The sequence below is a fragment of the Nonomuraea sp. NPDC049378 genome, assembly GCF_055586745.1.
In genome coordinates, this window is the sequence record NZ_JBVJHP010000032.1 from 70,613 (window position 1) to 94,277 (window position 23,665).

The 23,665-nt window shown below is 71.2% G+C and carries 17 protein-coding genes and 1 pseudogene; 6 read left to right on the forward strand and 12 right to left on the reverse strand.

Going from position 1 to position 23,665, the window contains the following annotated elements:
• Positions 1–29: 29 nt before the first annotated feature.
• Together ACZ6SA_RS44505 and ACZ6SA_RS44510 are read right to left on the reverse strand one after the other, a co-directional pair.
• Positions 30–4,103 carry a S8 family serine peptidase gene (locus ACZ6SA_RS44505; protein ID WP_465835165.1) on the reverse strand — a complete coding sequence of 1,358 codons (4,074 nt, stop codon included), beginning with the start codon at positions 4,101–4,103 and terminating at the stop codon, positions 30–32.
• A 199-nt stretch (positions 4,104–4,302) separates the two neighbouring features.
• The gene (locus tag ACZ6SA_RS44510; RefSeq protein ID WP_465835167.1) at positions 4,303–7,233 is read right to left on the reverse strand and encodes a helix-turn-helix transcriptional regulator; all 2,931 of its coding nucleotides are present in this window, start codon (positions 7,231–7,233) and stop codon (positions 4,303–4,305) included.
• 147 nt (positions 7,234–7,380) lie between these two features.
• Between ACZ6SA_RS44510 and ACZ6SA_RS44515 the strand changes: the two genes are divergently transcribed.
• The 3 genes from ACZ6SA_RS44515 (at position 7,381) to ACZ6SA_RS44525 (ending at position 9,108) form a co-directional block, all read left to right on the forward strand.
• Positions 7,381–7,629 (forward strand): hypothetical protein, encoded by a 249-nt coding sequence (locus ACZ6SA_RS44515; RefSeq protein WP_465835169.1) that lies wholly within the window; start codon positions 7,381–7,383, stop codon positions 7,627–7,629.
• 321 nt (positions 7,630–7,950) lie between these two features.
• Entirely contained in the window at positions 7,951–8,352 is a 402-nt protein-coding gene (locus tag ACZ6SA_RS44520; RefSeq protein ID WP_465835170.1) for a recombinase family protein, read from the forward strand.
• 222 nt (positions 8,353–8,574) lie between these two features.
• A complete protein-coding gene (locus tag ACZ6SA_RS44525; RefSeq protein WP_465835172.1) occupies positions 8,575–9,108 on the forward strand; it encodes a phosphodiester glycosidase family protein in 534 nt (177 codons plus the stop codon).
• Between the two features lie 48 nt (positions 9,109–9,156).
• Here ACZ6SA_RS44525 and ACZ6SA_RS44530 read toward each other — a convergent pair whose 3' ends face one another.
• The 5 genes from ACZ6SA_RS44530 to ACZ6SA_RS44550 are packed head-to-tail and all read right to left on the reverse strand — an operon-like array spanning position 9,157 to position 15,964.
• Positions 9,157–10,005, reverse strand: a complete 849-nt coding sequence (locus ACZ6SA_RS44530; protein WP_347648508.1) for a carbohydrate ABC transporter permease — start codon at positions 10,003–10,005, stop codon at positions 9,157–9,159.
• A gap of 5 nt (positions 10,006–10,010) precedes the next feature.
• Positions 10,011–10,979: a carbohydrate ABC transporter permease gene (locus ACZ6SA_RS44535; RefSeq protein WP_347648509.1), complete on the reverse strand. Its 969-nt coding sequence runs from the start codon at positions 10,977–10,979 to the stop codon at positions 10,011–10,013.
• Positions 10,976–12,361 carry an ABC transporter substrate-binding protein gene (locus ACZ6SA_RS44540; protein ID WP_465835175.1) on the reverse strand — a complete coding sequence of 462 codons (1,386 nt, stop codon included), beginning with the start codon at positions 12,359–12,361 and terminating at the stop codon, positions 10,976–10,978. Before ACZ6SA_RS44540 ends, ACZ6SA_RS44535 begins: the two co-directional genes overlap by 4 nt.
• Position 12,362: 1 nt before the next feature.
• On the reverse strand, positions 12,363–14,603 hold the full coding sequence (locus tag ACZ6SA_RS44545; RefSeq protein WP_465835177.1) for an alpha-N-acetylglucosaminidase: 2,241 nt from the start codon (positions 14,601–14,603) through the stop codon (positions 12,363–12,365).
• A complete protein-coding gene (locus ACZ6SA_RS44550) occupies positions 14,600–15,964 on the reverse strand; it encodes a Gfo/Idh/MocA family protein (protein WP_347648512.1) in 1,365 nt (454 codons plus the stop codon). Before ACZ6SA_RS44550 ends, ACZ6SA_RS44545 begins: the two co-directional genes overlap by 4 nt.
• Positions 15,965–16,084: 120 nt before the next feature.
• On the opposite strand from ACZ6SA_RS44550, the gene ACZ6SA_RS44555 reads away from it, so the two are divergent.
• Together ACZ6SA_RS44555 and ACZ6SA_RS44560 are read left to right on the forward strand one after the other, a co-directional pair.
• Positions 16,085–17,110: an Lrp/AsnC family transcriptional regulator gene (locus tag ACZ6SA_RS44555; protein WP_347648513.1), complete on the forward strand. Its 1,026-nt coding sequence runs from the start codon at positions 16,085–16,087 to the stop codon at positions 17,108–17,110.
• A 308-nt stretch (positions 17,111–17,418) separates the two neighbouring features.
• A complete protein-coding gene (locus tag ACZ6SA_RS44560) occupies positions 17,419–17,571 on the forward strand; it encodes a hypothetical protein (RefSeq protein ID WP_465835180.1) in 153 nt (50 codons plus the stop codon).
• On the opposite strand, the pseudogene ACZ6SA_RS44565 reads toward ACZ6SA_RS44560, so the two are convergent.
• Positions 17,531–17,806: pseudogene (locus ACZ6SA_RS44565) on the reverse strand (IS982 family transposase); the annotation flags it as partial. The gene ACZ6SA_RS44560 and the pseudogene ACZ6SA_RS44565 overlap by 41 nt on opposite strands.
• Before the next feature lie 232 nt (positions 17,807–18,038).
• Here ACZ6SA_RS44565 and ACZ6SA_RS44570 point away from each other — a divergent pair.
• A complete protein-coding gene (locus ACZ6SA_RS44570) occupies positions 18,039–18,968 on the forward strand; it encodes a transposase (protein ID WP_465835182.1) in 930 nt (309 codons plus the stop codon).
• Positions 18,969–19,269: 301 nt separating this feature from the next.
• Here the strand turns inward: ACZ6SA_RS44570 and ACZ6SA_RS44575 are convergent, their stop codons facing one another.
• The 4 genes from ACZ6SA_RS44575 to ACZ6SA_RS44590 all read right to left on the reverse strand — a co-directional run bounded on the left by ACZ6SA_RS44575 (position 19,270) and on the right by ACZ6SA_RS44590 (position 22,971).
• The gene (locus tag ACZ6SA_RS44575) at positions 19,270–20,130 is read right to left on the reverse strand and encodes a recombinase family protein (RefSeq protein WP_465835184.1); all 861 of its coding nucleotides are present in this window, start codon (positions 20,128–20,130) and stop codon (positions 19,270–19,272) included.
• Positions 20,131–20,280: 150 nt separating this feature from the next.
• Positions 20,281–21,606: a HEAT repeat domain-containing protein gene (locus tag ACZ6SA_RS44580; RefSeq protein ID WP_465835186.1), complete on the reverse strand. Its 1,326-nt coding sequence runs from the start codon at positions 21,604–21,606 to the stop codon at positions 20,281–20,283.
• The gene (locus tag ACZ6SA_RS44585) at positions 21,603–22,217 is read right to left on the reverse strand and encodes a recombinase family protein (RefSeq protein WP_465835188.1); all 615 of its coding nucleotides are present in this window, start codon (positions 22,215–22,217) and stop codon (positions 21,603–21,605) included. The genes ACZ6SA_RS44580 and ACZ6SA_RS44585 overlap by 4 nt, the downstream gene beginning before the upstream one ends.
• Positions 22,218–22,392: 175 nt before the next feature.
• Positions 22,393–22,971 carry a hypothetical protein gene (locus ACZ6SA_RS44590; RefSeq protein WP_465835190.1) on the reverse strand — a complete coding sequence of 193 codons (579 nt, stop codon included), beginning with the start codon at positions 22,969–22,971 and terminating at the stop codon, positions 22,393–22,395.
• Positions 22,972–23,665: the final 694 nt, after the last annotated feature.

A 23,665-nucleotide genomic window follows, 5' to 3' on the forward strand; every position in this document is an offset into this window, starting at 1 on the left:
CAGCGGGCACGCGGTGCCGGAGGTCGTGCTTACTTGCGCAGGTTGAAGGCTCGGACGGTGGTCTGCTTGATGGTGTTGCCCTCCTTGTCCCAGGCTTCGACCTTGAGGGTCACGGCGCCCTTGGTGGCGCGGAAGGCGGGGTAGCGGGCCTTGGCGGTGTAGGTGCCGTCCTTGGCGTGCTTGACGGAGACGGACGTGTAGGTGACGCCGTCGTCCGTGCTGGCCCACAGCTTCAGCCCGGCGATGTCAGGCATCTTCGACGGGGACGGCGAGTGGTAGGGGGAGACGGTGAACGAGTGCGTGCCTCCGGCGCGCACGCTGTTGGCCATGTCCAGCGTGTCGCCCAGGTCGTAGCTGACGAACACGACAGGGGCGGGCTTGCAAGGCTCCGCCGTGCCGTACAGCACGTCGAGTGAGCAGAACGAGCCGGGCAGCCGGTCGGCCTTGGCCGGGGTGGCGAAGGTCCACTCGGTGTCGTGCCGGTCGTTCTTGGCGGTCAGCCGGTAGCGGCCGGAGTCGGCGGGCAGGGCGAAGACCGGCATCACGGTCGTGCCGCCGACCTGGGCGCGCGGGATCTCCTTGCCGTCCCGGTAGAGGCGGACGTCGAAGCCCGGCTTGGACAGGTCGGTCGTCGGCCAGAAGCCGCCGCTGTACTGCCTGGAGCCCGGGGAGCCGTAACTGGGCTCGAACTCCGCCCACAGGTTGCCGCCCTGGACGCAGATCATGCACCGGAAGTACGGGCCGAGGTTCGCGCCCGGCTTGGCGAGCTTGTAGACCTTGTCAGAGCCGGTCGCGACGCCGGGCGTGAACGGGGTGGCCAGCCATGCCTGCCGGGTGTGGACCGGCTTGTCGAACACTTCCAGGGCCCACTGCGGAATCCGGTCGTCCGTCTGCGAGCCGCGCATCTCCTCCATGCCGTGCGACCAGAGGATGCCGCCGTCGAGCGGTCCGACCCAGTCACGCCGTTCCCGCTGGGTGAGCCGGGGCCCGCCCCACGCGACGAGACCGGTCGACAGCGGCATGACGTCGTCGGCCTTCTGCGCGTACCGCCAGTCGTTGTAGCGGGCGGAGGCGGCGAGGTGGGTGTCCAGGTCGACCCGGGCCAGGTCGCGTTCCTTGAAGGTGTAGTGCATCGAGCGGGGCACCCGGCCGTCTTCGTACGGGGCGAAGGTGTAGCTGTAGGGCGTCTCCTCGGTGCCGGTCACCCGGACGGTGATCCGCTTGCGGCCCCCGAGCAGGTCACGCAGGCCGAGCGCCTCGCGGGAGGGCAGCGACACCGTCGGGATGCCGATGGGCTTGGCCGCCCCGCTGAACGGGGTCTGCGTAAAGCTCAGCGGGATCGCGCAGCCGGTGCCGGGCTTCGGGAAGTGCGCGATCGCGGCGGCGCCCGCGTCGCGGATCGGGCCGACCCGCTCGATCTGGACTCCGCACGCGTCGCCGAACAGGTTCTCCGACATCGGCGCTTCCAGGAGGACGAGCTTGCCGCGCAGGTCACGGCCCGCGATGTCCTCGGGCCTGCCCTCGCCGACGTCGACGACCTCCAGGTCCCGGGTCCCGGTGAACGGCCGGAAGTCGGGGAAGCCGTCGCTCTGCTCGTGCACCCCGAAGGTGTTGTAGCCGTGCAGCGCGGAGGCCGGGTGCAGGGTGAGCTTGCCGCCCCCGCGCACGCTCATGGCGACCTCGGCCTGTCCGAGGGTGAAGCGGGTGTGGAAGCGGAAGGCGCCCTTGGTGACCTTGTCGCCGGGCAGGGCCCACAGCCGGGCCCAGGCGTTCCTGGGCCAGGTGAACCCCATGTAGGGGGTGCCGTCGGCCACGGTCCGCTGGTACGCCAGGTAGGGGATGTTGCTCAACGGCTCGGCCGGCTTCGGGGTGGTGAAGCGGACCTCGGCCAGCTTCCTGGCGTCGAGCGTGATCTCGGTGTCGCCGCTGACGGTGAGCTGGGGGACGGTCAGGAGCGCCAGGTTGTCGCGCTCGTCGTCGCCGACCCAGGTCAGCACCTGCGTCACGCTGAGGACGCCCTGCGGGACGCGGACGACCGTGGTGCCCTCGGCGGTCAGGGCGACTCCGCCGATGAGGCCCTTGCCGCCGGACACGTCGATCGTGTCCTGGGCGACGGGGCTGCGCGGCTTGCCGTCCTGGCCCAGGGTGTGGATGGTGAGCGTGGCCTTGGGCACCTCGCGCACCACGCCCACGGGGCTGCGCAGCTCGACGCCGTCGGCGGTCGCGGTGACGGCGCCGGTGTAGTTGTCCAGCTCCGGAAGCGCCTTGGGGTCGAGGGTGGCGGTGACGGTGGCGGTCCCTCCCGCGGGCACCGTGAGCGTCGTCTCGGCGAGGCTCAGCGCGCCCTCGACCGCGCCGCCGCCGGACGCGCGCAGGTCGGGGGTGAGGGTCAGGGTGACCGGCTGGTCCCCCAGGTTGGCGTAGGTCAGCTCCCCGGTCGCGGGGGCGGAGTCCGCCTCGACCGCGCCGAAGTCCAGCGCCCCGGTGGTGGCGAAGACCTTCTGGGTGTACGCCCTGGCCACGTCGAGCCGGCCGGCGCCCTGCTTGAACACGCTGAGGGCGTCGTCCTTGGCGGTCGACATGAGCGCGGCCTTGATCTGCGGGCCGGTCCAGTCCGGGTGCAGTTGCGCGACGATCGCGGCGGCGCCCGCGACGTGCGGGGTGGCCATCGAGGTGCCGTTCGCGGCCGTGTAGTGCTCGTCGAGCGGGCTGCCCATGACCGTGCCCGCCGCGCGGGCCGCGGCGATGGCCACGCCGGGGGCGGCGATGTCCGGCTTGAGGCCGCCGCCGATGCGCGGTCCCTGGCTGGAGAAGGTGGCCCACTCGTCGCTCTTGTCGACGGCGGCCACGGTCAGCGCGGCGTCGGCCGTGCCGGGGGTGGCGACGGTCTCGGCGCCGGACGCTCCGGCGTTGCCCGCGGCGATCACGAACAGCGCGCCGGTGGAGGCGGTGAGCGCGTCGACCGCCTGGCTCATCGGGTCGGTCCCGTCGGTGGCGTCGCCGCCGAGGCTCATGCTGATCACCTTGGCGCCGGAGGCGGCGGCCCACTCCATGCCCTCGATGATCTGGGAGTCGGTGCCGGAACCCTCGTTGGACAGCACCTTGCCGACGATCAGCTCGGCGCCGGGCGCGACGCCCTTGAACTTGCCGCCGGCCGCCGCGCCTGACCCGGCGATGGTGGAGGCGACGTGGGTGCCGTGGCCGTGGCCGTCCCGCACCTCCTGGCCGGGGATGAAGGACCGGCTGCCGGTGATCCGGCCGGCCAGGTCGGGGTGCTCGGCGTCGACGCCGGTGTCCAGGACGGCGACCTTCACGCCGCTGCCGTCGTGACCCCCGGCCCACGCCTGCGGGGCGCCGATCATCGGGACGCTCTCCGCGAGGTCGGCCTTGACCTTGCCGTCCAGCCACACCTTGGCGATGTCGCCGCGCAGCGTGTCGAGCACGTTGGCCGGCCCGGCGAACCCGTTGGCGCCCTTGCTGTCCGGTACGGCCCGCACCGCGCTCCAGAACGCGCCCGCCTCCGCCTTGGTGACCCGGAGCGCCGAGGCGTTGACGCTCTCCAAGGCGAGCACGGGCTCGCTGGCGGGGATGGCCTGGGCCGCCGAGGCCACGGCCTGGTCGCTGTGCTCCCCGGGGTACTGGACGATGACGGGAACCTGCTCGGTCTCGTCGTCGGTGTAGCCGTTCTCGGCCAGGTAGGTGACGTTGAACAGCTCCCGGTCCAGGCGACCGGCGTTGATGGCGGGCACGGCGTCGCTCGGGGTGACGTACACGCCCTTCGGGGTGGCGAGCGTGGTGAGCTGGGCGGTGGTGCCGTCGGGGCGGACGCCCGCCTCGGGGCGCACGGCGTACGTGCCGCCGCCCGTGTCGGTGAGCCGTACTCGGTCGCCGGTGATCAGGGTGACGGTGCGGTCGCCTGGGCCCAGTCCGGTCAGCGTGACGGGGCCGGTGGCCGGGGTGGCGGCGGGGGCGGGTTCCTGGGCCTGGGCGGAGGCGCCGGGCACGGCGAGGGTGCCTAGGGCCAGGGCCGAGGCGGCGAGGAGCGCGCCGGTGCGGCGGCGCCCGGGAGAGGGGGGATCATGCGGAGGCCTGCGTGGGGACATGCGGGGGTGCCCTTTCGGGGTGGGAGGGGGGAAGATCAGACGGGCTCGAACCCTTCGGGGGCGTCGTCGAGGGGTTCGATGACCGGCCTCTCCGGCGGAGCCGCCGGTCCTTTCTGCGCTGGGTCGGCGTCGGCCGGTTCACCATCGGCTGAGTCGGTTTCGGGCATGCCGTAAGCGTGGCCCGAATCCCTTCGGGGGACTATGGGTAGGGCACCCCATTCGCGGCTCCCGTACCGGGTGGGTCACTACGGGGGTGTTCGACCCCGAGGTGCGCGCCGAGTGCGGTGCGGGAGCGCAGCCCGAGCTTGCGCAGCGCGGCGCCGAGGTGCTTCTCCACCGTTCTGGGCGAGACGAACAGTTGCTGGCCGATCTCCCGGTTGGTCAGCCCGGCGGCGGCCATTTCGGCTATCTCCCGCTCACGGGGGGACAGGTCGGCGCCGTAACCCTGCGGCCCGCCGGGATAGCGGCCCTTGACCGTCACGCCGTGCCTGCGGGCAAGCTGCGCGGCGCGGTCGAGGTCCCACCGGGCGGCCAGGTCCCGGAACGTCGTCATCGCCTCCAGCAGCGGCTCCCCCGCCCCCGGGTCACCGGCGGCGAACAGACGCCCGGCGGCCAGCTCGCGCGCCTGGGCCGCCTCGTACGGCGCGCCCAGCAGGTCGTAGCCGGCCGCCGCCGCGCGGAACCGCGCCGCTGCGGGCGCGTCCCCGGCGGTGAGGTGCCCGCGCGCGTGCGCCAGCGCCGCCGCCGCCATCGGCGCGTCGAGGCCGCCGAGCCGCGCCGACAGCCGCTCCACCAGCGCGACGGCCTCCTCCCGCCGGTCCACCGCGACCATGGCCTCGGCCAGCGCGGGCAACGCACGCACCGCCAGCGGCCAGAGCCCCTTGGTCTCCCACACGGCGACCGCCGCCTCGGTCGCCGCGAGCGCGGCCTCGGCCTCGCCGCTCGCCGTGGACAGCCGCAGGAACCCGGCCGCCGACAGCGGAAGCAGCTCGTAGGCGCCCAGAGCCAGGGCTTTCCCCGCGACCTCGGGCAGCTCGCGCCTGGCCGTGTCGAGTTCGCCGCGCGCCAGCGCCAGGCAGGCCGCGACGGTCTCGGCGCCGAGGCGGTCGAACGGGCGCCCACCGTACTCGTCGAGCAGCAGCGCGGTCTCCTCCTCCAGGCCGTCCCACCGGCCCTGACAGCAGGCCAGCAGCAGCGCGACCAGCCGGCAGCGCGACAGCGGCTCGCGTGACGACTCCTCACCGGCCGCGCCCCGCATCGCCGCCGTCAGCAACTCGGCGGCGACCTCGTAGCCACCCGCGAGACAGGCGTTCTCCGCGATGGACCGGTACGCGCCCACCTCCTGCCGATGCCCCGGCAGGCCGCCGGTCCTGCGGCGCACCTCCTCGGTCAGCCCCAGCCAGCGCGGATCGCCGTACCCGCAGAAGGAGGTCGCGATCTTGCCGAGGACGAAGACCTCCTCGACCGGGTCGCCGACGGCCGGGACCGCCTCCAGCGCCCGCTCCAGCCACACGACGTGCTCGGCCAGCGGCACCCGCGCGTCCATCGGCCTGCCGAGCGCCGCCATCACCCACGCCGCCAGCGCGGGCCGGTCGGCGAGGTCGCCCGCGGCGGCGGCGAAGGCGCGGCGCTGCGCGCCGGGGTCCCCGCCGAGCCGTTCCTGGAGCAGCCCGATGAGGAAGTGAAGCTGACCGCGCAGCGGGCCAGGCTGCTCCGACTCCAGCGCCTGTGACAGCAGATCGATGACCTCCGGCGGGCGCAGCACCTGCGGGGCCGCCCAGCCCAGCCGCACCGCCAGGCGGCCCCGGCGGGCCGGGTCGAGCGGCGCGTGGCGCAGCACGTCCTCCAGGATCCGCACGGCCTCGGCGTCGTCGCCGAGCTGCGACGCCTGCTCGGCGGCCTGTTCCGCGGCTTCGACCCAGTCGGCCAGCCGTCCGGCCTGGCGCAGGTGGTGGGCCTCCTGGCCGAGCGGCACCGGCTTCAGCTCCCGCACGGCCGCCGCCGCCCGCGCGTGCAGCTCCTGCCGCCGCCCGAGCGGGATCGCGCCGTACACCGCCTGCGCGGTCAGCACATGGCGGAACGCCACCGCCCCGGCCTGTTCCGCCAGCAGTCCGGAGACCAGCAGTTCGTCCACCCCGGCCACGGTCTCGCCCCTCGGCAGGCCGCTCACCCGGGCCAGTTCCGCCGGCCGCACCGGCACCTGGAGCACCGCCGCCGCCTCCGCCACCGCACGCGCCTCCCCGGGCAGCCGCGCCACCCGCTCACGCACCGAGTCGCGTACACCCGGCGGCACGTCGAGTTCCGCCACCGCCTTGCGCGCCCATCGCCCGCTGCGCAGCCTGATCAGCGCGCCCCGGGCGCGCAGCAGCGCCATCAGCTCCTGTACGGCCAGCGGCAGCCCCGACGACAGCTCGTACAGGTGCGCGCCGAAGTCGGCGGTGACCCCAGCCTCGCCGAGAATGGCGGCGGCCAACTCCCCGGTCTGCGCGGCGTCCAGAGCCTTCAGCAGGATGTGATCGTGGAAGACCGCGTCGGCGGGCCGCCCGGTCACCTCCCTGACCACGGCATCGGCCTCCTCCCCCCGGTAGGTGAGCACGACCGACATCCCGGGCGGCGGCACCGCCAGCGCGTAGGCGAGGAACTCGGCGGTCTGCTCGTCGGCCCAGTGCAGGTCCTCCACCACCAGCACCACGGGCCCGAGCGCCCGCAGCACCTCGGCCAGGCCACGGAACAACCGGTGACGTTCCGCGGCCCGGTCGTCCAGCGGCTCCAGCGACGGCGGCAGCACCGGCGCCAGCTCGGGCAGCAGGCCGCGCAGCGCGCCCGCGACCGGCGACAGCTCGGCCCGCGCGAGCGGGTCACCGGCGCCGCGTAACGCCTCCACCAGGGGGCCCAGCGGAAACGGCTCTCTGATACGCCGGGCGCCGCCGCGCAGCAGCAGCCGACCGGCCATCTCGGGACGGGCCGCCAGCTCGGCCAGCAGCCTGCTCTTGCCGATGCCGGCCTCGCCTTCGAGCACCACCACGGCGGGCGGCCGGCTCACCGCCGCGACCAAGCGCCGCAGCTCCTCCTCACGCCCGACCAGAACCGGCGAGATCACCCGCCCCGCGACCGTGCCGCCATCCGACATCGGGAACGCCTCCGCTCACCTGGCCCATGCTGGATCATTCATACAGCAAACGCCCATAAAGGCTCACGGGTGGGCTTGTGCGTTCTGCATGCCCACCGGTGCACGAAGAACTACTGGTGAGGACCCCAGACGCCCAGGATGAAGGGCATGAGTTCCGACATCCAGCCCTTCCGTATCGAGGTTCCGCGGGGAGTCGATGATCAGCAGGCTCGGCGGCAGGACGTCGGGATGGTCGAGCGCGGCGGCTCCCGCGAGCCGCTCTTCGCTAACGATCGGCCCCTGTTGACCGACGCGTCTCAGACCGCCTGCGGTCTCGTTGCGGACACCGTCTCCAACGAGGCCGCCCAGGTCAGAGGCCCGCAACGATCAGCGGCTCAAGATAATGGTCGCTTGTGAAACAGCCCGTCCCGGCCGGGAACATGCTGGCGTCCGTTGTTTCATAGGTCGTGCAAAACCTTTGACGGGTGAAACGCACCCATGAAACGACCTCGGAGTGCATGACGACGACTTTCTCCGCGTGGAGGCCCACGACTGCCCGATGTCCTCCTGCGCCGCCCCGGCCGGCTCGCCGTACAAGATCGGCTACGCCCGTGCCTCGACGCTGCGGCAGTCGCCGGATACCCAGCTCGACTCCCTCAAGGCGGCCGGAGCGAGCCGGATCTCTTTTCGGAGAAGATCTCCACCCGCGCCACGAGGCGGCCCGAACTCGAGCGGGCCGTGGACCTGGCCCGCGAGATGCGCGCCTCCGGCATCGCCGTCACCCTGGTCGTCCACGAGCACAAGCGACTTGGCCGCGGCCTGGCCCTGGCCGAACTCGCCGCACAACTGCGCGCCGCAGGCGTCGCCCTGGAGTTCCTCACCGGCGAGCTGCAAGGAAGCCATGATCCGTCCGGCGTGGTGTTCGCCGTGCTGGCCGCCCTGTCGGAGATGGAACGCGAATACATCCGCGACCGCACCCTGGAAGGTCACGAGTCCGCCCGTAAGAACGCAAGGCCATCGGCGGCGCCACCGTCACCGACCCCGCCATGCTGTCCATGGCCCTGCATCTGCGCGACCACGACGAACAGAACGCGCCGAAGACACGGACGTGAGCGCCGAGCCGGTGGCCCACCACCGTAATTGAACCGAGACCTCCCCCACAGGACCTTCGTTACCGCAGGTTAGACGGTAATTCGTTGGGAATTTCTTCAGTGCTACCGGGACCCCTACGAGGGGAAGCCCAATGTGCGATTCCCTCCGTCATGGGGGCGCCGAAGGTCACGCTGCGGCTGACTCCGAAACCGGTCTCGCTGATGCGTATCAGCCGCCTGGCCGACTCTCTCGAAGGGGTCGAAAGACGTCGTGTACGCCCGCAGCAACCGCGCCCTCGTGGGCAAGGTGACCTGGTCGGGCAGCGTACGGAACAAGCGGACGGGCGCCACCCTGCCGCTCGACCACATCAACCACCCGCCCGAGGTCCCCGTCGGCACGGCGCCGGGCGCCGTCGTCAAGTTCACCCCCAAGTTCGCCTCCGCCACCCCATCCGGACCCGGCGTGGAGGTCATCCTCGACGCCCAGGGCCGCGTGACCGAGACGTCCAGCACCCGCGGCACGAAGCTCACGCAGGACCAGACGTCCCTCCAGGCCGCCGGCGGCCTCTTCGGCAGCAACCCCCGCGCCATCGTCGGCACCACCGAGGACAAGAAGATCGTCCTCGCCACGATCGACGGCCGGATGTCCACCGGCATCGGCACCACCCTCAAGGAGAGCGCCGCCGTCGCCAAGGCACTGGGCATGCACGACGCCATCAACCTCGACGGCGGCGGCTCCGCGCCACCATGTCCCTCAAGGGCCGACTCATCAACAAACCCTGCGGCTTCAGAGAACGCGCGGTAGGCGACGCTCTCATCTTCGTCGACTCCCCCTACCGGCCCCGCTGACCCGTCAGCCCTTCTCCGCGCCCGCCGTCAGCCCCGACACCATCGCGCGCTGGGCCGCGAAGAAGCCGATCAGGACCGGTACCGTGATGGCGATCGACCCGGCCATGAGCACGGTGACCGGCACGTCGAACTGGGCGAGCTGCGACACTCCGAGCGAGACGGTCCAGCGCTCGCGGTCGTCGATGAGGAAGAGCAGGGCGTACAGGTACTCGTTCCACGCGATCATGAAGATGTACAGGCCGGTCGCCGCGATCCCGGGCATGGTCATGGGCAGCACGATCCGACCGATGATCTGCATCCGGCCGGCTCCGTCGATCGCCCCGGCCTCCTCCACGGAGACCGGGACCGACTCGAAGTAGTTACGGAGCATGTAGATCGCCAGCGGCACGGTCGTCGCCATATAGATGATCACAAGGCCGACGAGCGACCCGCGCAGGCCGAGACGGCTGAAGAGCACGTACAGCGGCACCGCCAGGGCGATGCCCGGCAGCACGTACACCGAGAGGAACAGCGCGCCCACGGCGCCCCGGCCGCGGAAGCGCAGCCGCGCCGTCGCGTAGGCGCCGAGCACGCAGACGACGAGGGTCGCGAGAGTGGTGAGCGCGGAGAGCACGAACGAGTTCACCATGAACCGCAACAGGTCGAACCCGCCCTCCCCCCGGCCGCGCAGCGCCGTCGAGTACGCCGACAGGTCGAAGGTGCCCGGCAGGATCGCGAGCGGATCAGCGGCGACGTCGGCGAACGACCGCAGCGACAGGCCGATGGCGTACAGCAGGGGGAACGCCGCGAAGACCACGATCACAACGATGACGACGACGCGGACGACGCCGGCGACCGCTTCGCTCCCGGACATACGGCTCATGATGCGGCCTCCCGACGTCGCTGGAGCACGAGGTAGGCGGTGATGAAGACGGCGAGGATGAGCGTGATCGCCACACCCACGCCAGAGGCCGACCCGATGTCGGACCGTACGACCAGCTCGTTGTAGACCCGCACGGCCAGCACCTGGGTCCCGGCGGCTCCCCCGGTCAGCAGGTAGACCTCGTTGAACGTCTGGAAGGTCCAGATGAAGCGGAGCAGCAGCAGGATCGAGACCACGCCGGTCAGCTCCGGCAGGATGACGTACCGGATCCGCTGCCACGGCCCGGCCCCGTCCAGCACCGCGGCCTCCTCCAGGGTGCCCGGCACGGCGTGCAGCCGCGCCGCCACGAACAGGTAGGCCAGCGGGAAGGTGTGCCAGACCAGCACCAGGATCACGCTGCAGAGCGCGAGCGGGATCTCGACGCCGAGCACGGTGATGTCCGGCGTGGTGAGGAACGCGATCGGGGCGTCCCAGCCGAGCAGCCGGGTGCCCACCGCGTTGACGAAGCCGTACTGCGTGTTCAGCAGGCTGCGCCAGGTCTGCGTGGAGGCGACCACCGGCAGCACGTACGGCACCAGCACGAGGGCACTCACCAGCGCCCGCCCGCGGAACGGCCGCCGCAGCGCGACCGCGGTCACCGCGCCGAGCGCCACCGACAGGACCGAGGTGGCCAGCGACAGCACCACGGTGGTACGCAGGGACGTCCAGAAGCCCTCCGAGCGGAAGAGCGCCAGGATGTTCTCCGGGTTCAGCCCGAGGTCGGTCAGGGTGAGGCGGGGCAGCTGAACGAGCTTGATGTCCTGGAACGCCAGCACCAGCACGGCGAGAAACGGCAGGACCACGACGGCGAGCACGACCGCCGTCGTCGGGGCGACGAGGAGCCAGCCGGCCCTGGCCTCCTGCCGGGCGCGCGAACTGCGCCGGGCAGGACGCGGGGTGCCGGTGGCGGTGGTGCGTGCGGTCACTCAGTCTCCTGCTGGACCGCCTCGGCCGCGGCGGCGAGACCCTCGGCCACCTTGGCCGGGTCTCCCGCGGAGAACAGGTCACCGATGTTCTGCGGCACCACCTGCTGCTGCGTCACCAGGGAGGCCAGCAGCACGTCGTCGGTGCCGGCGCCCCAGCGCACGTAGTTCTCCGAGCCCGTCGCGACCTGCTGGGCGACCTCGTCGCCGTACACCTTGGCGATTGATCCGCCCTGGCCGTCGGCGCCGAGCGGGAGCTTCGACCACGCGTCGATGTACTCGGTCGGGTTCTCGGCGGTGCCGAGACGGACCGGGACCCGCCCGACGGTGGCCATGGCCAGCGAGTCCACGTAGCCATCGGTCATGAGGAACTCGACGTAGTCCTTGGCCGCCTCGGTCTGCGCCCCGGTCGGGATCGACAGCTGCAGCACCGTGCCGAACTGGACCGGCTCGGTGCCGTCCGCGCCGGTGAGCGAGGTGAGGACCCCGGTGTTCTGGGCGAGGAAGCCGGGGTCCTCCTTGCACTCGGGGCAGGTGGGCGGGTTGGCCTCGTCCAGGCCCGCGACCTCGTCGAGGATATGCGAGGAGAACATGAGCATCGACGCCTGGCCGCTCAGGTAGGCTGAGCGGCCGGCTTCGACGTCGAACTGGGCGCCGCCGTTGGTGGCCGCCATCCGCTGGTACACCTTGAGCGCGTGCACGCAGGCGGGAGAGTCGATCGTGACCTTGCCGCCGGCGACCAGTTGGCACCCGTTCGGCAGCACGGACGCCTCCAGCGTCTCGCCGAGCCAGGCGTTGCCCGGCTGGTTGCCCAGCGCGATGCCGCCCTTGCCGTCGGCCGAGAGTTTCTCGGCGGCCGCGGCCAGGTCCTCGATCGTCTTCGGGGCGTCCAGGCCGGCGGCCTCGAACAGGTCGCTGCGGTAGAGGTAGAGGTAGCCCCAGCCGTCCATCGGGACGCCGGACGGCTGGCCGCCGACTTCGATCATGCGCATGGCGCCCTCGGCGAAGGTCTCCTCGCCCAGCCCGGCGATCACCTCGGCGGCCGCCTTCTGGTCGAGGATGCCCTGGTCGACCCAGCTGGCGGACTGCTCCCAGCCGTGCAGGATCACGTCCGGCACCTCGCCGGAGGCGACGTTGGCCAGCAACGTGGTGTTCTGGTCGGGACCGGCGAGCGGCACCACCTCGACCTCGATGCCGGTCTTCGCGGTGAAGCGCGCCGCGATCTCCTCCTGGGCGGTCACCCGCTCCGGGGTCGTCTGCCCTGTCCAGAACGTGAGCTTCGTGACCTCCTCGGCCGCTCCCTCGTTCGGCGTGCCGCCGGAACAGCCGGCGAGCATCACCGCGGCGGCCGCGCTCAGCGCGAACGCCCTGGTCCGATGCCTCATGTCATCTCCTCTCGTCGGCCGGCTCCGTGCCGGCCGGTGCTCCCGCGTCCCGCTCGGGGCCCGTCGTGGCGCGCGCCAGCAGGCGGCGCGCGGTCGCGACGACATCGCCGGTCGGCGTCGTCGCGTGATCGTGCGGCCCGGCGACCCAGGCGTCCTCGATCGCGGCGACGCGCTCGCGGTACTGGGCCAGGCGCTCGTCGGTCAGGGCCCGCTCACCGTCGGAGAGTTCGGCGAGCAGCGCGAACCAGGCCGCCCACCGGGGCCGGTACAGCCCGCCGAGCAGGCCCGCCCAGTGCCGGCCCGAGTAGTCGTGCAGGCCCGAGCCTGGCCGGCCCCAGACGGACAGGATCCGGCGCGCGTCACGGCCCAGGACGTCCCGCTCTTCGGCGTCGTCACCCCACTCCCGCGCGGCCCGCACCCATGCTCCGGTCAGGCGGTCGGCCCGCGTGCCCGCGAGCTCCTCCAGCCCGTCCAACGCGGCGAGGACCTCGGCCGCGGCCCGCTCGACACCGGCGCGGTCGCCCGCCCTCGACGCGCGGACCGCGGCGCGCACCGGCGCCCGCACACCCTGTGCGACCACGTGGGTCACCACGTCGGCGAGGTCGCCCGCCCACGGGCCGTCCGGCCCGAGCCGCTCGGCCGCGTTGGCCAGCAGTTCCGCCGCTCTGGCCAGCTCGGGCAGGTCGCCCTCGACCCGCGGGTCCGTCTCGGCGTCGATGTTCGCAGACGGCGGCCGGTCCGGGCCGAGCTCCTCCCCCGCCAGGCGCTGGCTGCGGAAGGGCACGTCGGCGTCCCAGGGCCGGGCGATCACCGGCGACGGGATCGACCGGGTCGCGCCGGGGCCGTAGAGCGTCGCGGCCAGGATCCGCCAGGCCTCCAGCGCCGCCCCGCGGACGTCCTCGCCGGCGCCGGCCAGCCGATAGCGGCGGATCACGAACCCGGCGAGCCACGCCTCGACGTCGTCCGGCGCATCCCAGGGAAGGGTGGCTGCCAGCTCGTAGAAAGCCGGGTTCTGCTCCGTGGCCTCGGGGACGAGGCCGAAGCCACGGAGCCGGGCACGCTGCGGGGACGCCTCAACCCGGCGCCACTCCCGGACGAGCCCCCGCAGGTCGCCGTGGAGGGAGAAGCGGCCGCCGAAGTTGTGGATCGCGCACCAGGCCCACGGCCGGTCGGTGATCCCCCGGCTGTCGTCCCACACGGGCGCGTGCTCGGCCCAGAGGTCCAGCAGCAACATCCGGTCGGCCGGCACGTCCCGTACGAAGGCGGCGATGCGGTCGGCCGTCCAGAAGGCACGCTTGAAGTGGAACGGCCAGGCCTGCATGACCCAGGTCGCGTCCGGGTCGGCCCGCCGCAGCCCGCGCCAGATCGTCGCGCCGAGCCGGGCCAGGTAGTCCGGGTCGGCCGACGGCGGGACGGACTCGATGAGCGGGTCGGCGGCGTACAGGTGGTCGGTCCCGAGCAGTGCGCGCTGGTGGCGCGCCACCGCCGCGGCGACCTCGTCGAACGCGGCGCTGCCCGGCTCGAGCAGAGCCGTCGAGAAGTCCTGCCAGATGGTACGGCGCGAGCCCGCCCCGCCGAGCGCGTCGGGCACATGGCCGCCGAACGCCGGCAGCACCGGGGTCATGCCGAGTTCGCGCTGCCGGGCCAGGACGCGGCGGGCCAGCTCGAGCCGCCGCTCGGGCCAGCGTCTGGGCAACGGCCCGCCCCAGGAGCTGGTGGAGCCCATCAGCGTCCACGGCAGGTAGGGGGCGCCGCCGAGCCAGGCGGCGATCTTGCCCGTACCGGCCCCCAGCTCGGCGAAGGCGGCCGCGAGCACGGCCTCGTGCCCGAGCACCATCAGCGGAGCGTTGATCCCGTGCAGCGCCATCCAGTCGATCTCGCGCTCCCACCTGGACCAGCTCCAGAAGGGGGCCGTGTACCCCGTGGTGACCACGTTGAAGTAGGTGCGCAGCGCGACCGCGGCCACGGCGCCCGTCTCCGGGGCGTCCGGCCAGCCGCCCGCGGGCAGGCCGTGCGCGGCTCCGGGGTCGTCCCAGGTGACCTGGACCCCGGCGACGTCGGTGAGGTAGTGGTGCAACCCGGCCCCGAGCGCCGGCAGGTCGCCGCCACGCACGCGCAGCCGTCCCCCGGCGGCCGCGTAGGCGAAGCGGCCGGCGCCGAGCCCGGGGTCGAGCTCGAAGTCGACATCACCGGCGGGCCGGCCCAGGACCCGCTCCGCCAGCGCGCGTGCCGCCCCGGTCACAGCGTCACCACCGCCCCCGTGCGCCGCGACTCCTCGGCCGCGAACGCGATCCGGTGGCTCACGGCCGCGTTGGCCAGCGTGGTCGGCAGCGTGGCGTGCGGGGTCGCGTCCGGCCGCTCCCTGCGCTCCCACACCATCGCCAGGAACTCGCGCATCAGCCCGTCGTCGCCGCCGGCGTGCCCGTCCGACTCCCGGCGGCCGGGCTCGGCGATCAGGTCGGCCTCGTCCACCGGGGCGGTGACCGTGGTGATGACCTCGTCGTCCGGCATGCCCGAGCGGCCCTCGGCGTCACGGTCCCACCGTGGCGCGCCCCCGAGCTCGGCGCCGGGGCGCGGCAGAAACCGGCGGAGCGTCACCACACCCGTGTCCAGCCGCGCCTCGATCTCGCCATGCGAACCGAGCAGGCGTACGGTACGGGTGTTGGCCTCGGTGAACGCGCCGATCCGCAGGGTCGCCGTCGTCCCGTCCGCGTAGTCGAGCACGACGACCTGGTGATCGACCGCGTCATTGTCGCAGCGGTAGACGCATCGCCCGTAGGGACCCGTCTCGAGCGCCTTGCGCCGCCCGGCCTCCGACGTGTCCGCGGTCACCGCCGTGACCGGCCAGGTGTTCCGCTCGCGCAGCCGCTCGACGTAGAAGCGCGGCGCGTAGAAGGGGCAGCTCGCCGCCGCGGGGCAGCCGTCGGTGCACCGCTCCGGCGCACCCGCCGGCGCGTTCTCGGGGCGGAACTGCGTCAGGCGGCCCGTGGAGTAGACGCGGTCCGGCGCCGCGCCGACCAGCCAGGTGATGACGTCGAGGTCGTGGCAGGACTTGGCGAGCAGCAGCGGACTCGAGGTGTCCGACCGCCGCCAGTTGCCCCGTACGTAGGAATGCACGAAGTGCCAGTAGCCGGGGTCCTCGGTCTGCTCCAGGTGGATCAGCCGCCCGATCGCGCCCTCGTCCAGCAGCCGCTTGATCTGACGGAAGAACTGCGTGTACCGCAGGACATGGGCGACCGCGACGGGAACATCGGCGGCGGCCACGCGGGCGAGGATCTCGTCGAGCTGGCCGGGCTCGACGGCCACCGGCTTCTCGACGAGGATCGCGTAGCCCAGATCGGCCGCGGCTCCCACCGGTCCGCTGCGGACCCGGTCCGGCGTCGCGACGACGACCGCCTCGGCGAGCCGCTCCCCGGCGAGCATGTCCTCCCATGAGGTGAAGACCCGGTCCGAGGGCAGGCCGTGCGCGGCAGCCATCGCGGCGCGCCGCCCGGGGTCGGGCTCGGCGACGGCGACCACCCGGGCCTGATCGGGGTGGCGCAGGCAGTAGTCCGCGTACGCCTCCGCTCCCCGGTGCCCCGCACCGATCACTCCCAACGTCACCGGCTCCACCCGATCCACCTCTCCCCCAGTTCCCTGTGCGGTGGTCAGGCTTGCGGAGAACCCACACCCACTGCAACGATGCCGGAAATGTCGCACGAAACGCTCACAAAAGCCCTTCCGGTGAACGGAAACGACATCCTTCACGGCATCGACCGGCGGATCGCCGGGGTGCTCCTCGCCCACCCGCGCGCGTCCGCCGCCACGGTCGCGACGATCGCCGGGACCAGCCCGCCGACGGCCTCCCGGCACATCGCCGCCCTGACGGCGCGAGGAACGATCACCGTCGCCGCGGTGGTTGATAGGGAGTGGGCCAACGCCGGGTTCACGGTCTGGCTGCGCGTACGGTGCGAGCCGGGAGCGAGCCGCACCGTCGCCCAGAAGATCGCCGAGTGGCCCGAATCCGGCTACCTCGCCGTCACGGGCGGCGAGGTCGACTGCGTGGCGCAGGTCGCCGTCCGCACCTCGGCCCAGCTGCTCGACATCTCCGCCCGGCAGCTGCGCGAGCTGCCCGGAGTACGCTCGGGCGAGATGCTCCGCGTCATCCGGCGCTTCGCCACGCCGCACGGCTGGACCGCGGGCATCCTGCACACCCGCGAGCTCACCCTCGCCCGCGCCGACCGATGGGACGCCTGGACCGAGGCGGGCGGGACCCGGCAGATCACGACCGACGCCGTCGACGAGGCGATCGTGACCGCCCTCGCCCACGACGGGCGGCTCAGCTGGCGCGAGCTCGGCGCCCGCGCCGGAGTCTCCTCCGCCACGGCCAGCCGCCGCACCGAGGCCCTCATGCGCTGCGGCCCGCTCCGTTTGCGCACCGTCGTCGACCCCGCACAGGTGGGCAGACCCGTAGTCGCCCTGGTCTGGCTGCGCGTGCTGCCCTCACGCCTCGAGGTCGCCGGTCGCACGCTCGCCGACCACCCCGACGTCCTCTCCATCGCCGCCACCACCGGCCGGCACAACCTCTGCGGCGAGATCGCCGTCGCCGACGACGACACGCTCTACCGCTTCCTCACCCACGACGTCGGCGCCATCCCCGGAGTCGCCGAGGTCGAGGTGACCGACGGCCTCCAGGTCCTCAAACGCGCGGCCCGCGTCTTCCCCACGGCGGGCGGTACCGGGTTCGAACCAGTGACCCCTCGGGGGTAGAGCACATCCGGCGATTCAGGGTCTCACCTCGGAAAACACTCCAGCCACATCCCTCGCCATGGAACACAGGGACCGTGTCTGGACGGTGCACGTCTGCGCGAGGAAGGGCGCCGCCGCCCGCGGAAGCCCTTATGAACTTGAGCAACACATCGCTCATATGCACCAGCAGTTGGCCCGGCACGGTGGTGTGACGTTCGAGGATCGGACGTTGTCCTTCCAACCCGGTCCGGTCCCCGACGAGGGGCAGGAACTCCCCGCTTGGTACGTCGCCCGCCGCTTGTGGCGCGAACAGCTCTATGTTCCCGCGCTTGATGATGACGCGCGAGCTGTACCTCTTCCACTCCCCCTCGCAGGAGGAACTGGCGTGGGCGAGGGAGAAGACCGACACCGATGAGCACCTGCTGGCGCTGACGCCCGCGCTCAAGTGCTTTCAGCGGCTGGGCCGAAGTTGTGCCAGATGACGGCGTTGAGGGCGAGGATGCGCTGGCTGACGCGCGCCCAGAGGCCGTCTGAGTGGCGGGCGTTGTGGCGTTCGAGACCGAGCTGGTTCTTCAGCGTCCAGATGATCGCTTCGATGCGCTGGCGTAATCAGCCAGGGAAGGGCAGGGCGGGTGCGGGCTCGTCCTCGCGGGCAGGCCGGATCAGCCGATGGCCCAGATCGGCGGCGGCTTTCTCGATGCCGGCGCCGGCATCACATGATCGTCCAGATAGACATAGAGTGCCGTCAGAAGGGCGTCCAGCTCAGTCTTCACAAACCGATCTTGGACGCCCTTCGCTGTGCCCGCAGACGATCAGCGAATTTCACATCAACGATCTAGCGGGGCGTGCTGCAGGGCCTGGTACCGGGCGGGCCGGTCGAGGTGGCCGAGGCTGCGGCCGCGCAGATGGTGATGATGGCCCTCACGGCCATGACCGGTCAGGTCGGTATGTGGGCGAGGACACCGACACCGGCGGCAGTATTGAGGCCAGTGGGGACACCGAGGCATCTGACCACCGGGCCGACCTGGGGGCCGCGGTCGAGGTGCTGGTCAAGGCGGTGCGAATGCAGGCGGCGGGGATGGGGTCGGTCCGGCAGGTGGTGGAGCGGGCCGGCGGCGCGAGCGCGCAGTTGGCCGACATCGAGGAGGTCACCGCCTACCAGCACGACAACCACGAGGTCCGCAAGCGCCGTCCCGAGATCCGGTTAGAGGCAGGCCGGGCGCCTCCCCAGGTGTTCATCGAACAGGGCCATCGGCCCGGGGCCGAGGTGGACTTCGGAGATGTGTGGGTCCGCTTGGCCGGCGAGCTGACGCGCTGCTACCTGTTCTCCTTCCGGCTGTCGTGGTCGGGCAAAGCCATCCACCGGGTCTTCCTTACCTGCTCCCAAGAGGCCTTCTTCGAGGGACACGTGCACGCGATGACCATGCTGGGCGGGCTGCCTCGGGGCAAGGTGCGCTATGACAACCTGAAGGCCGCGGTGACCAAGGTGCTCGGCTTTGGCCGGGCACGGCAGGAGAGCGAGCGCTGGGTCGCCTTCCGCAGCTGGGCCGGAATCGACGCCTTCTACTGCCGGCCCGGGGTGGAAGGCGCGCACGAGAAGGGCGGCGTGGAAGGCCAGATCGGCTGGTTCCGCCGCAACCACCTGGTGCCCATCCCCGAGGCGAACTCGATCGCCGAGCTCAACGCCCAGATCGACCTGTGGGACCGGCAAGACGAGCGCCGCCGCATCCGGATGCGCACCCAGACCATCGGAGAGCGCTTCGCCATCGAACAGCCGTTGCTGGCGCCGCTGCCGGTCGAACCGTTCGAGATCGGCCGACTGCTGACCCCGCGCGTCAACCTCGGGGTTGAGGAACCCAGGAACAGCGGTTGGCGCTGAGAATGATCAGGTGTGGGAGGAGCACTGGCCCGGCAGGCGAATCCGTTCCGGATGCGTCGCCGGTACAGTCCGCCGCCCGCTGGCGGCCGCCGACACCGATGAAACGTCGTGGCCGTGGCTGGAGGTGGTCATGGTCGCCCCGGGCGATCGGGAGATCGTGGTGACCAACGATCAGCTGGTGGAGGGGCTGGGCGCGGGCGGGAACCTGGTGTGCCCGGTCTGCCGCCGCACGGCTGTGGCGATCCGCCTGCGACGGCTCCCTCGTTCAGCCGGGTCCTTGGGGCTTGGCGGGCCCGGCCGGTCAGATCGCGGTTTGCTGGTCGTGGTCGCGGAGCATGCGCAGGACGGTCGCGGCTGAAGGGTGACGTCCCTTCTTCTTGCCGCTGGTGATGACGAGCCGGGCGGCGATGTCGCGCAGGCTGAGGTTCTGCTCGCGCAGGTGCAGGGCCATGGACAGCATGTTCTCGTCGGTGACGGCGGCGCCGCCGATGGCCTTGCCGCGGGCGCGGGCGGATTCGTGGCCTTCCAGGGTGCGGTCGCGGATGTACTCGCGTTCCATCCCGGACAGGGCCGCCAGCACGGTGAACACCACCCCGGACGGATCGTGGGAGCCCTGCAGTTCGCCGGTGAGAAACTCCAGGGCGATGCCGGCGGCGCGCAGCTGCTCGGCCAGGGCGGCCAGGTCGAGGCCGCGGCCGAGTCGCTTGTGCTCGTGCACCACGAGGGTGACCGCGACCCCGGCCGCGCGCAGTTCGCGGGCCAGAGTGACGGCCTTGTCGAGCTCGGGGCGGGTGGTGGCGCGGGTGGAGATCTTCTCGGCGAAGACGCGGGTGACGCCGGCGCCCTTGAGTGCGTCGAGCTGGGTGTCCAGGGACTGGCGGACGGTGGAGGCGCGGGCGTAGCCGATCCGCGCGTGCCCGGCCGGCTCGGCGTCGGTCACGGCCGGGCGGGGCAGCTCGATCCAGGCCGTTCCCGGCTTGCGGACGGCCGGGATGGGGACGTTGAGCGCCTTGGCGAACAAGGGCACGAGCCGGAAGCGGGCGGTGTGGTACTGGACGGCCACCTTGCCCTTGCCGGTCCGGCAGGGCGAGCCGGCCGGGGCGGCGCAGGCGGTCATCGGGCAGTCGTGGGCTTCCACACGGAGGAAGTCGTCGTCGTGCACCCCAGAAGTGTTTCATGGGGCGTTTCAGACGGCCACTCGTGCAGCGACTCATGAAACAGCGTTTGTCCAGGACGCGTCCGGCTGAATGTCGATTTCCGGAGTTCTCTTCACTGATTCCCGAAGTCGTCTGCATTGACGGCGAGGGCTGTTTCAGGGCGGAGAGAATCTGCAGAAGAGGCGTCTTCGGCTCTGATGTTCGGCGAGCTTGGGTACCGCCCGCCGGAGATTGGTCAAGACTGTGTTGTCGGTTTCGGTTTGCAAGAGCGCCGCGAGCCGGGGCTGTAGGCGACGTAGATCCAGGTGCTCGATTGCCTGGACGGCGGTCCAGCGAACTGCCGGCTCGTCATCTGCGAGGGCGGCCAAGAGTAGTGGGTCGGTAACCGTACCGGTCGCGTACCGCAGGTGGTGGATCGCTGTGACGCGCAGGTTCTGATACGGGGACGAGGCGAGCGGTGCAAGGTCATCGACCGTGATCTTTGCGGACTCCTTGAGTGCCCAGACAGCGCGCGTGACGACCTCTTCTGAGGGGTCGTGTAGTAGTCCGCGAGCGACGGCAGCAAGGTCTGGAATCGCCAGAGAGCGCAGGGCGCTGATGGCCGCGGTGCGGACGGCCGGGTCGTTGTCGTCAAGCGCCACTCGTGCTGCGTGGTGCCCTGCGCTGACCTGGTGGTGCCGGATGATCTTTAGTGCGGCCTCGCGTACTTCAGGTATCGGGTCGGCGACCAAGTCGGTCAGCGTCCGTTGGGCGGAGGCCGTCAACGCTGGGAGCGCGCACAGGGACCACGTGGCTCGGGTGCGGCGTTCGCGGCCGGAATCAGCGACCGCGATCGCCAGGAGTTCGCCCTCCCCTCCTGGGATCTTTTCGGAATGTCGGGTGACGTTGTAGCCGGCGGCGAGTTCGTCCAGCCAGCGCTCGTACCAGGCAAGGAAGTCGATGTCTTCCAGGACGTAGGGGGCCGGTACGCCGTTGAAGTCGATGGCGACCATGCGGCCTCGGGCCGGGCCGGAGACGATGAGGAGGGTGTAGGACGTGCAGCCGTGATGCACCACGGCAAGCGCGCCCTGGCAAGGATCATGGTGGTGCTCTTCGTCTTCGAATTCATCCCACCAGTCGTCTCCGTACGTTACGCCTGGCTCAAATGGGCTGGTCGCGGCCAGATGCCCGCTGTAGGAGTCGCTGACCTCCTCGATGGCTCGCGCGAGCGGAAGCAGGCCGTAGGTCGGTCCCGCGCCGCCGTCGCCGAGGACGGTGATGAAATGCCGGTACGGGTCAGGCAGCCGTACACCGTGAGTGCGCTCGATGTCGGTGACGGTCTTTTCGCCCAGTGCAGGGTTCAGCCGGAACTGGTGCTTGCTCGCACCGAAGGACGCCAGGTTGCCGGGCACCGCAGCAGCAGCCTCGATCTTGCTCGCGATGCGTGTGATCCGCTCGTCGAGTGCGGCATCGTACGGACGATCCTTGTAGAGCCCGCTCATGCCCGGTCACCGGCCGAATCACCTGCGAGGTAGCGATGCAGAGAGGTTTTGGGGATGCCGGTCTTGGTGGCGATGGTGCCGAGGGAGTCGCCTTGGGCTTTGAGGAGCCGCGCGTATTCGATCTTGTCGTCGGGGTGGGCGATGGGTCTGCCGATTTGGCGGCCGGCGGTTTCGGCGACGGTGCGGGCGTGGGCGGCGCGTTCGGCGGTGAAGGTGCGTTCCATCTCGGCGAACAGGGCCAGGAGGAGGAAAGCGATGCGGGCCATGCCTTCGTCGGCGGTGTCGATGGGGAGCGGGTCGGCGAGGGAGCGGACGCCGATGCCGCGTTCGGAGAGGTCGTGGACGAGGTTGAGGACTTCGCGGAGGTTGCGGCCGATCCGGTCGAGGGTGTGGACCACGATAACGTCGCCCGGGCGGGCGTAGGCGAGTAGTCGGTTCAGTCCGTCGCGGTCGACGGTGGTGCCGGTCTTCTTGTCGACGTAGATCTGGCCGTCCGGGATGCCCGCCGCGGACAGGGAGTCCAGTTGCCGCTCCAGCGACTGTTTTGTGGTCGAAACCCGCGCGTAGCCCAGTTCAAGCCCTGCCTTTGGATGTTCGCCGCTGTTCGCCATCCACTGATCGTACCGAAATTCACTTCCGTACGGCAGTTCTGGAACGCAAGATATGGAACGACTTCTGGAACGATCAGTGTCCGACGCCGTCCGATTTCCAATGTCGCGACGGGGGTCGTGGGACGTGTTCCACTTCTTGGAAGTGGAACAGACGCTCGCGAGCATGTCAGCCCCGTCACATGATCCCGAGGGGGCCCGGTCGTTCGAAGTCCCATTCGTGGGCTTCGGGAAGGAACTCCGGTGGGATGCCGCACATCAGGATCAGGCTCTCGCGTTCGTGGTCAAAGGCCGCAGTGCTCCGAAGTCGCCAGGTGAGGCACTGCAGAATCCAGCGTGCTGTGGCCTGGTCGGTCTTCGCGGTCTCGAAGACGTTCTTGAGCGCTGCGTCCAGGTCGGCCGGGTCGTGCTCTGGTAGCCGTGAAGGCCGTCGGCTGGGCAGTCTGGTGCGGGTCCCGTCGTAGGCCGGCCGGTAGGGCATGGGGGTCAGAAGCGGGCCAAGCGTACCTCGCGCGACGATCGCCCCGATCTGGACGAGGTTCAGCGCGCAGGCGGCGGCTTCGAGCATGGCTTCCTGCCGTTCGAGGTCGAGTCTCTCGTAGGGCCGCCAGACGTTCAGGCCAGCGCGCGGCGGCAGTGCTGCGGTGTTCCAGATCAGATCAAGCACGGCGGTCGAGTGCTGGCGGACCCTGGAGGTAGAGATGCTGACCTCATCCAGCAGGGTGCGCAGCAGCCGGAGCCATACCCCGACGTGCACGGGTAGACCGCCGTGACCGTACGACGCTGCTTGGTCAGATACCGCGAACGGATCACCTCCAACAGCAGCGCCTCGACCTCCTCGGGAATACGGCCTCGGCCCCGACCACCGCTCGACCGGCGCGGGAGCAGATCAGAGGCCACTCCCGACCCCGCCCGCCACCGCTTCAGCAGCCCATAGACGCCTCATCCGCTTCCGGGATCCGAACCCGCGGCTTCCGAGCCAACCGGCCGATCACCTCGGCCCGGCGGACAGCCGCCAACCATTCCTCCGCCGAAGCCGTCAGCACACCCAGCTCCGCCACACCCGCCACGCCGTCGACCATGCCGACCTCACCGTGCAGTGAACACGAGTAAGACAAGAACCGACGGTAGTGCACAGGACTACAGAAATCAGAAGTTCCCGAAGACCTCTGCAATCAGCCCATAACCCCAGGTCGCCAGTGAACACGACTACGGGAATCGACACGGCTGAAAGCGCCGTTTTATAGGTGTCCGCCTGTGAAACAGCCCCAGTCGTGAAGCCACGTCGCCAGTCCCGGTGCTCACGTCCCGGTCGTAGAGGCGTGCGCCTGCGAATGCAGTGGTGCCGAAGCCGGCGAGGTTGTCACTTCAGGTGTGTAAAGATCGTTTCTGATGGCTTGAGGCCGGTCTTTACCGGATGCGGCCTGGATAGGCGATGTCGAGTTCGATGA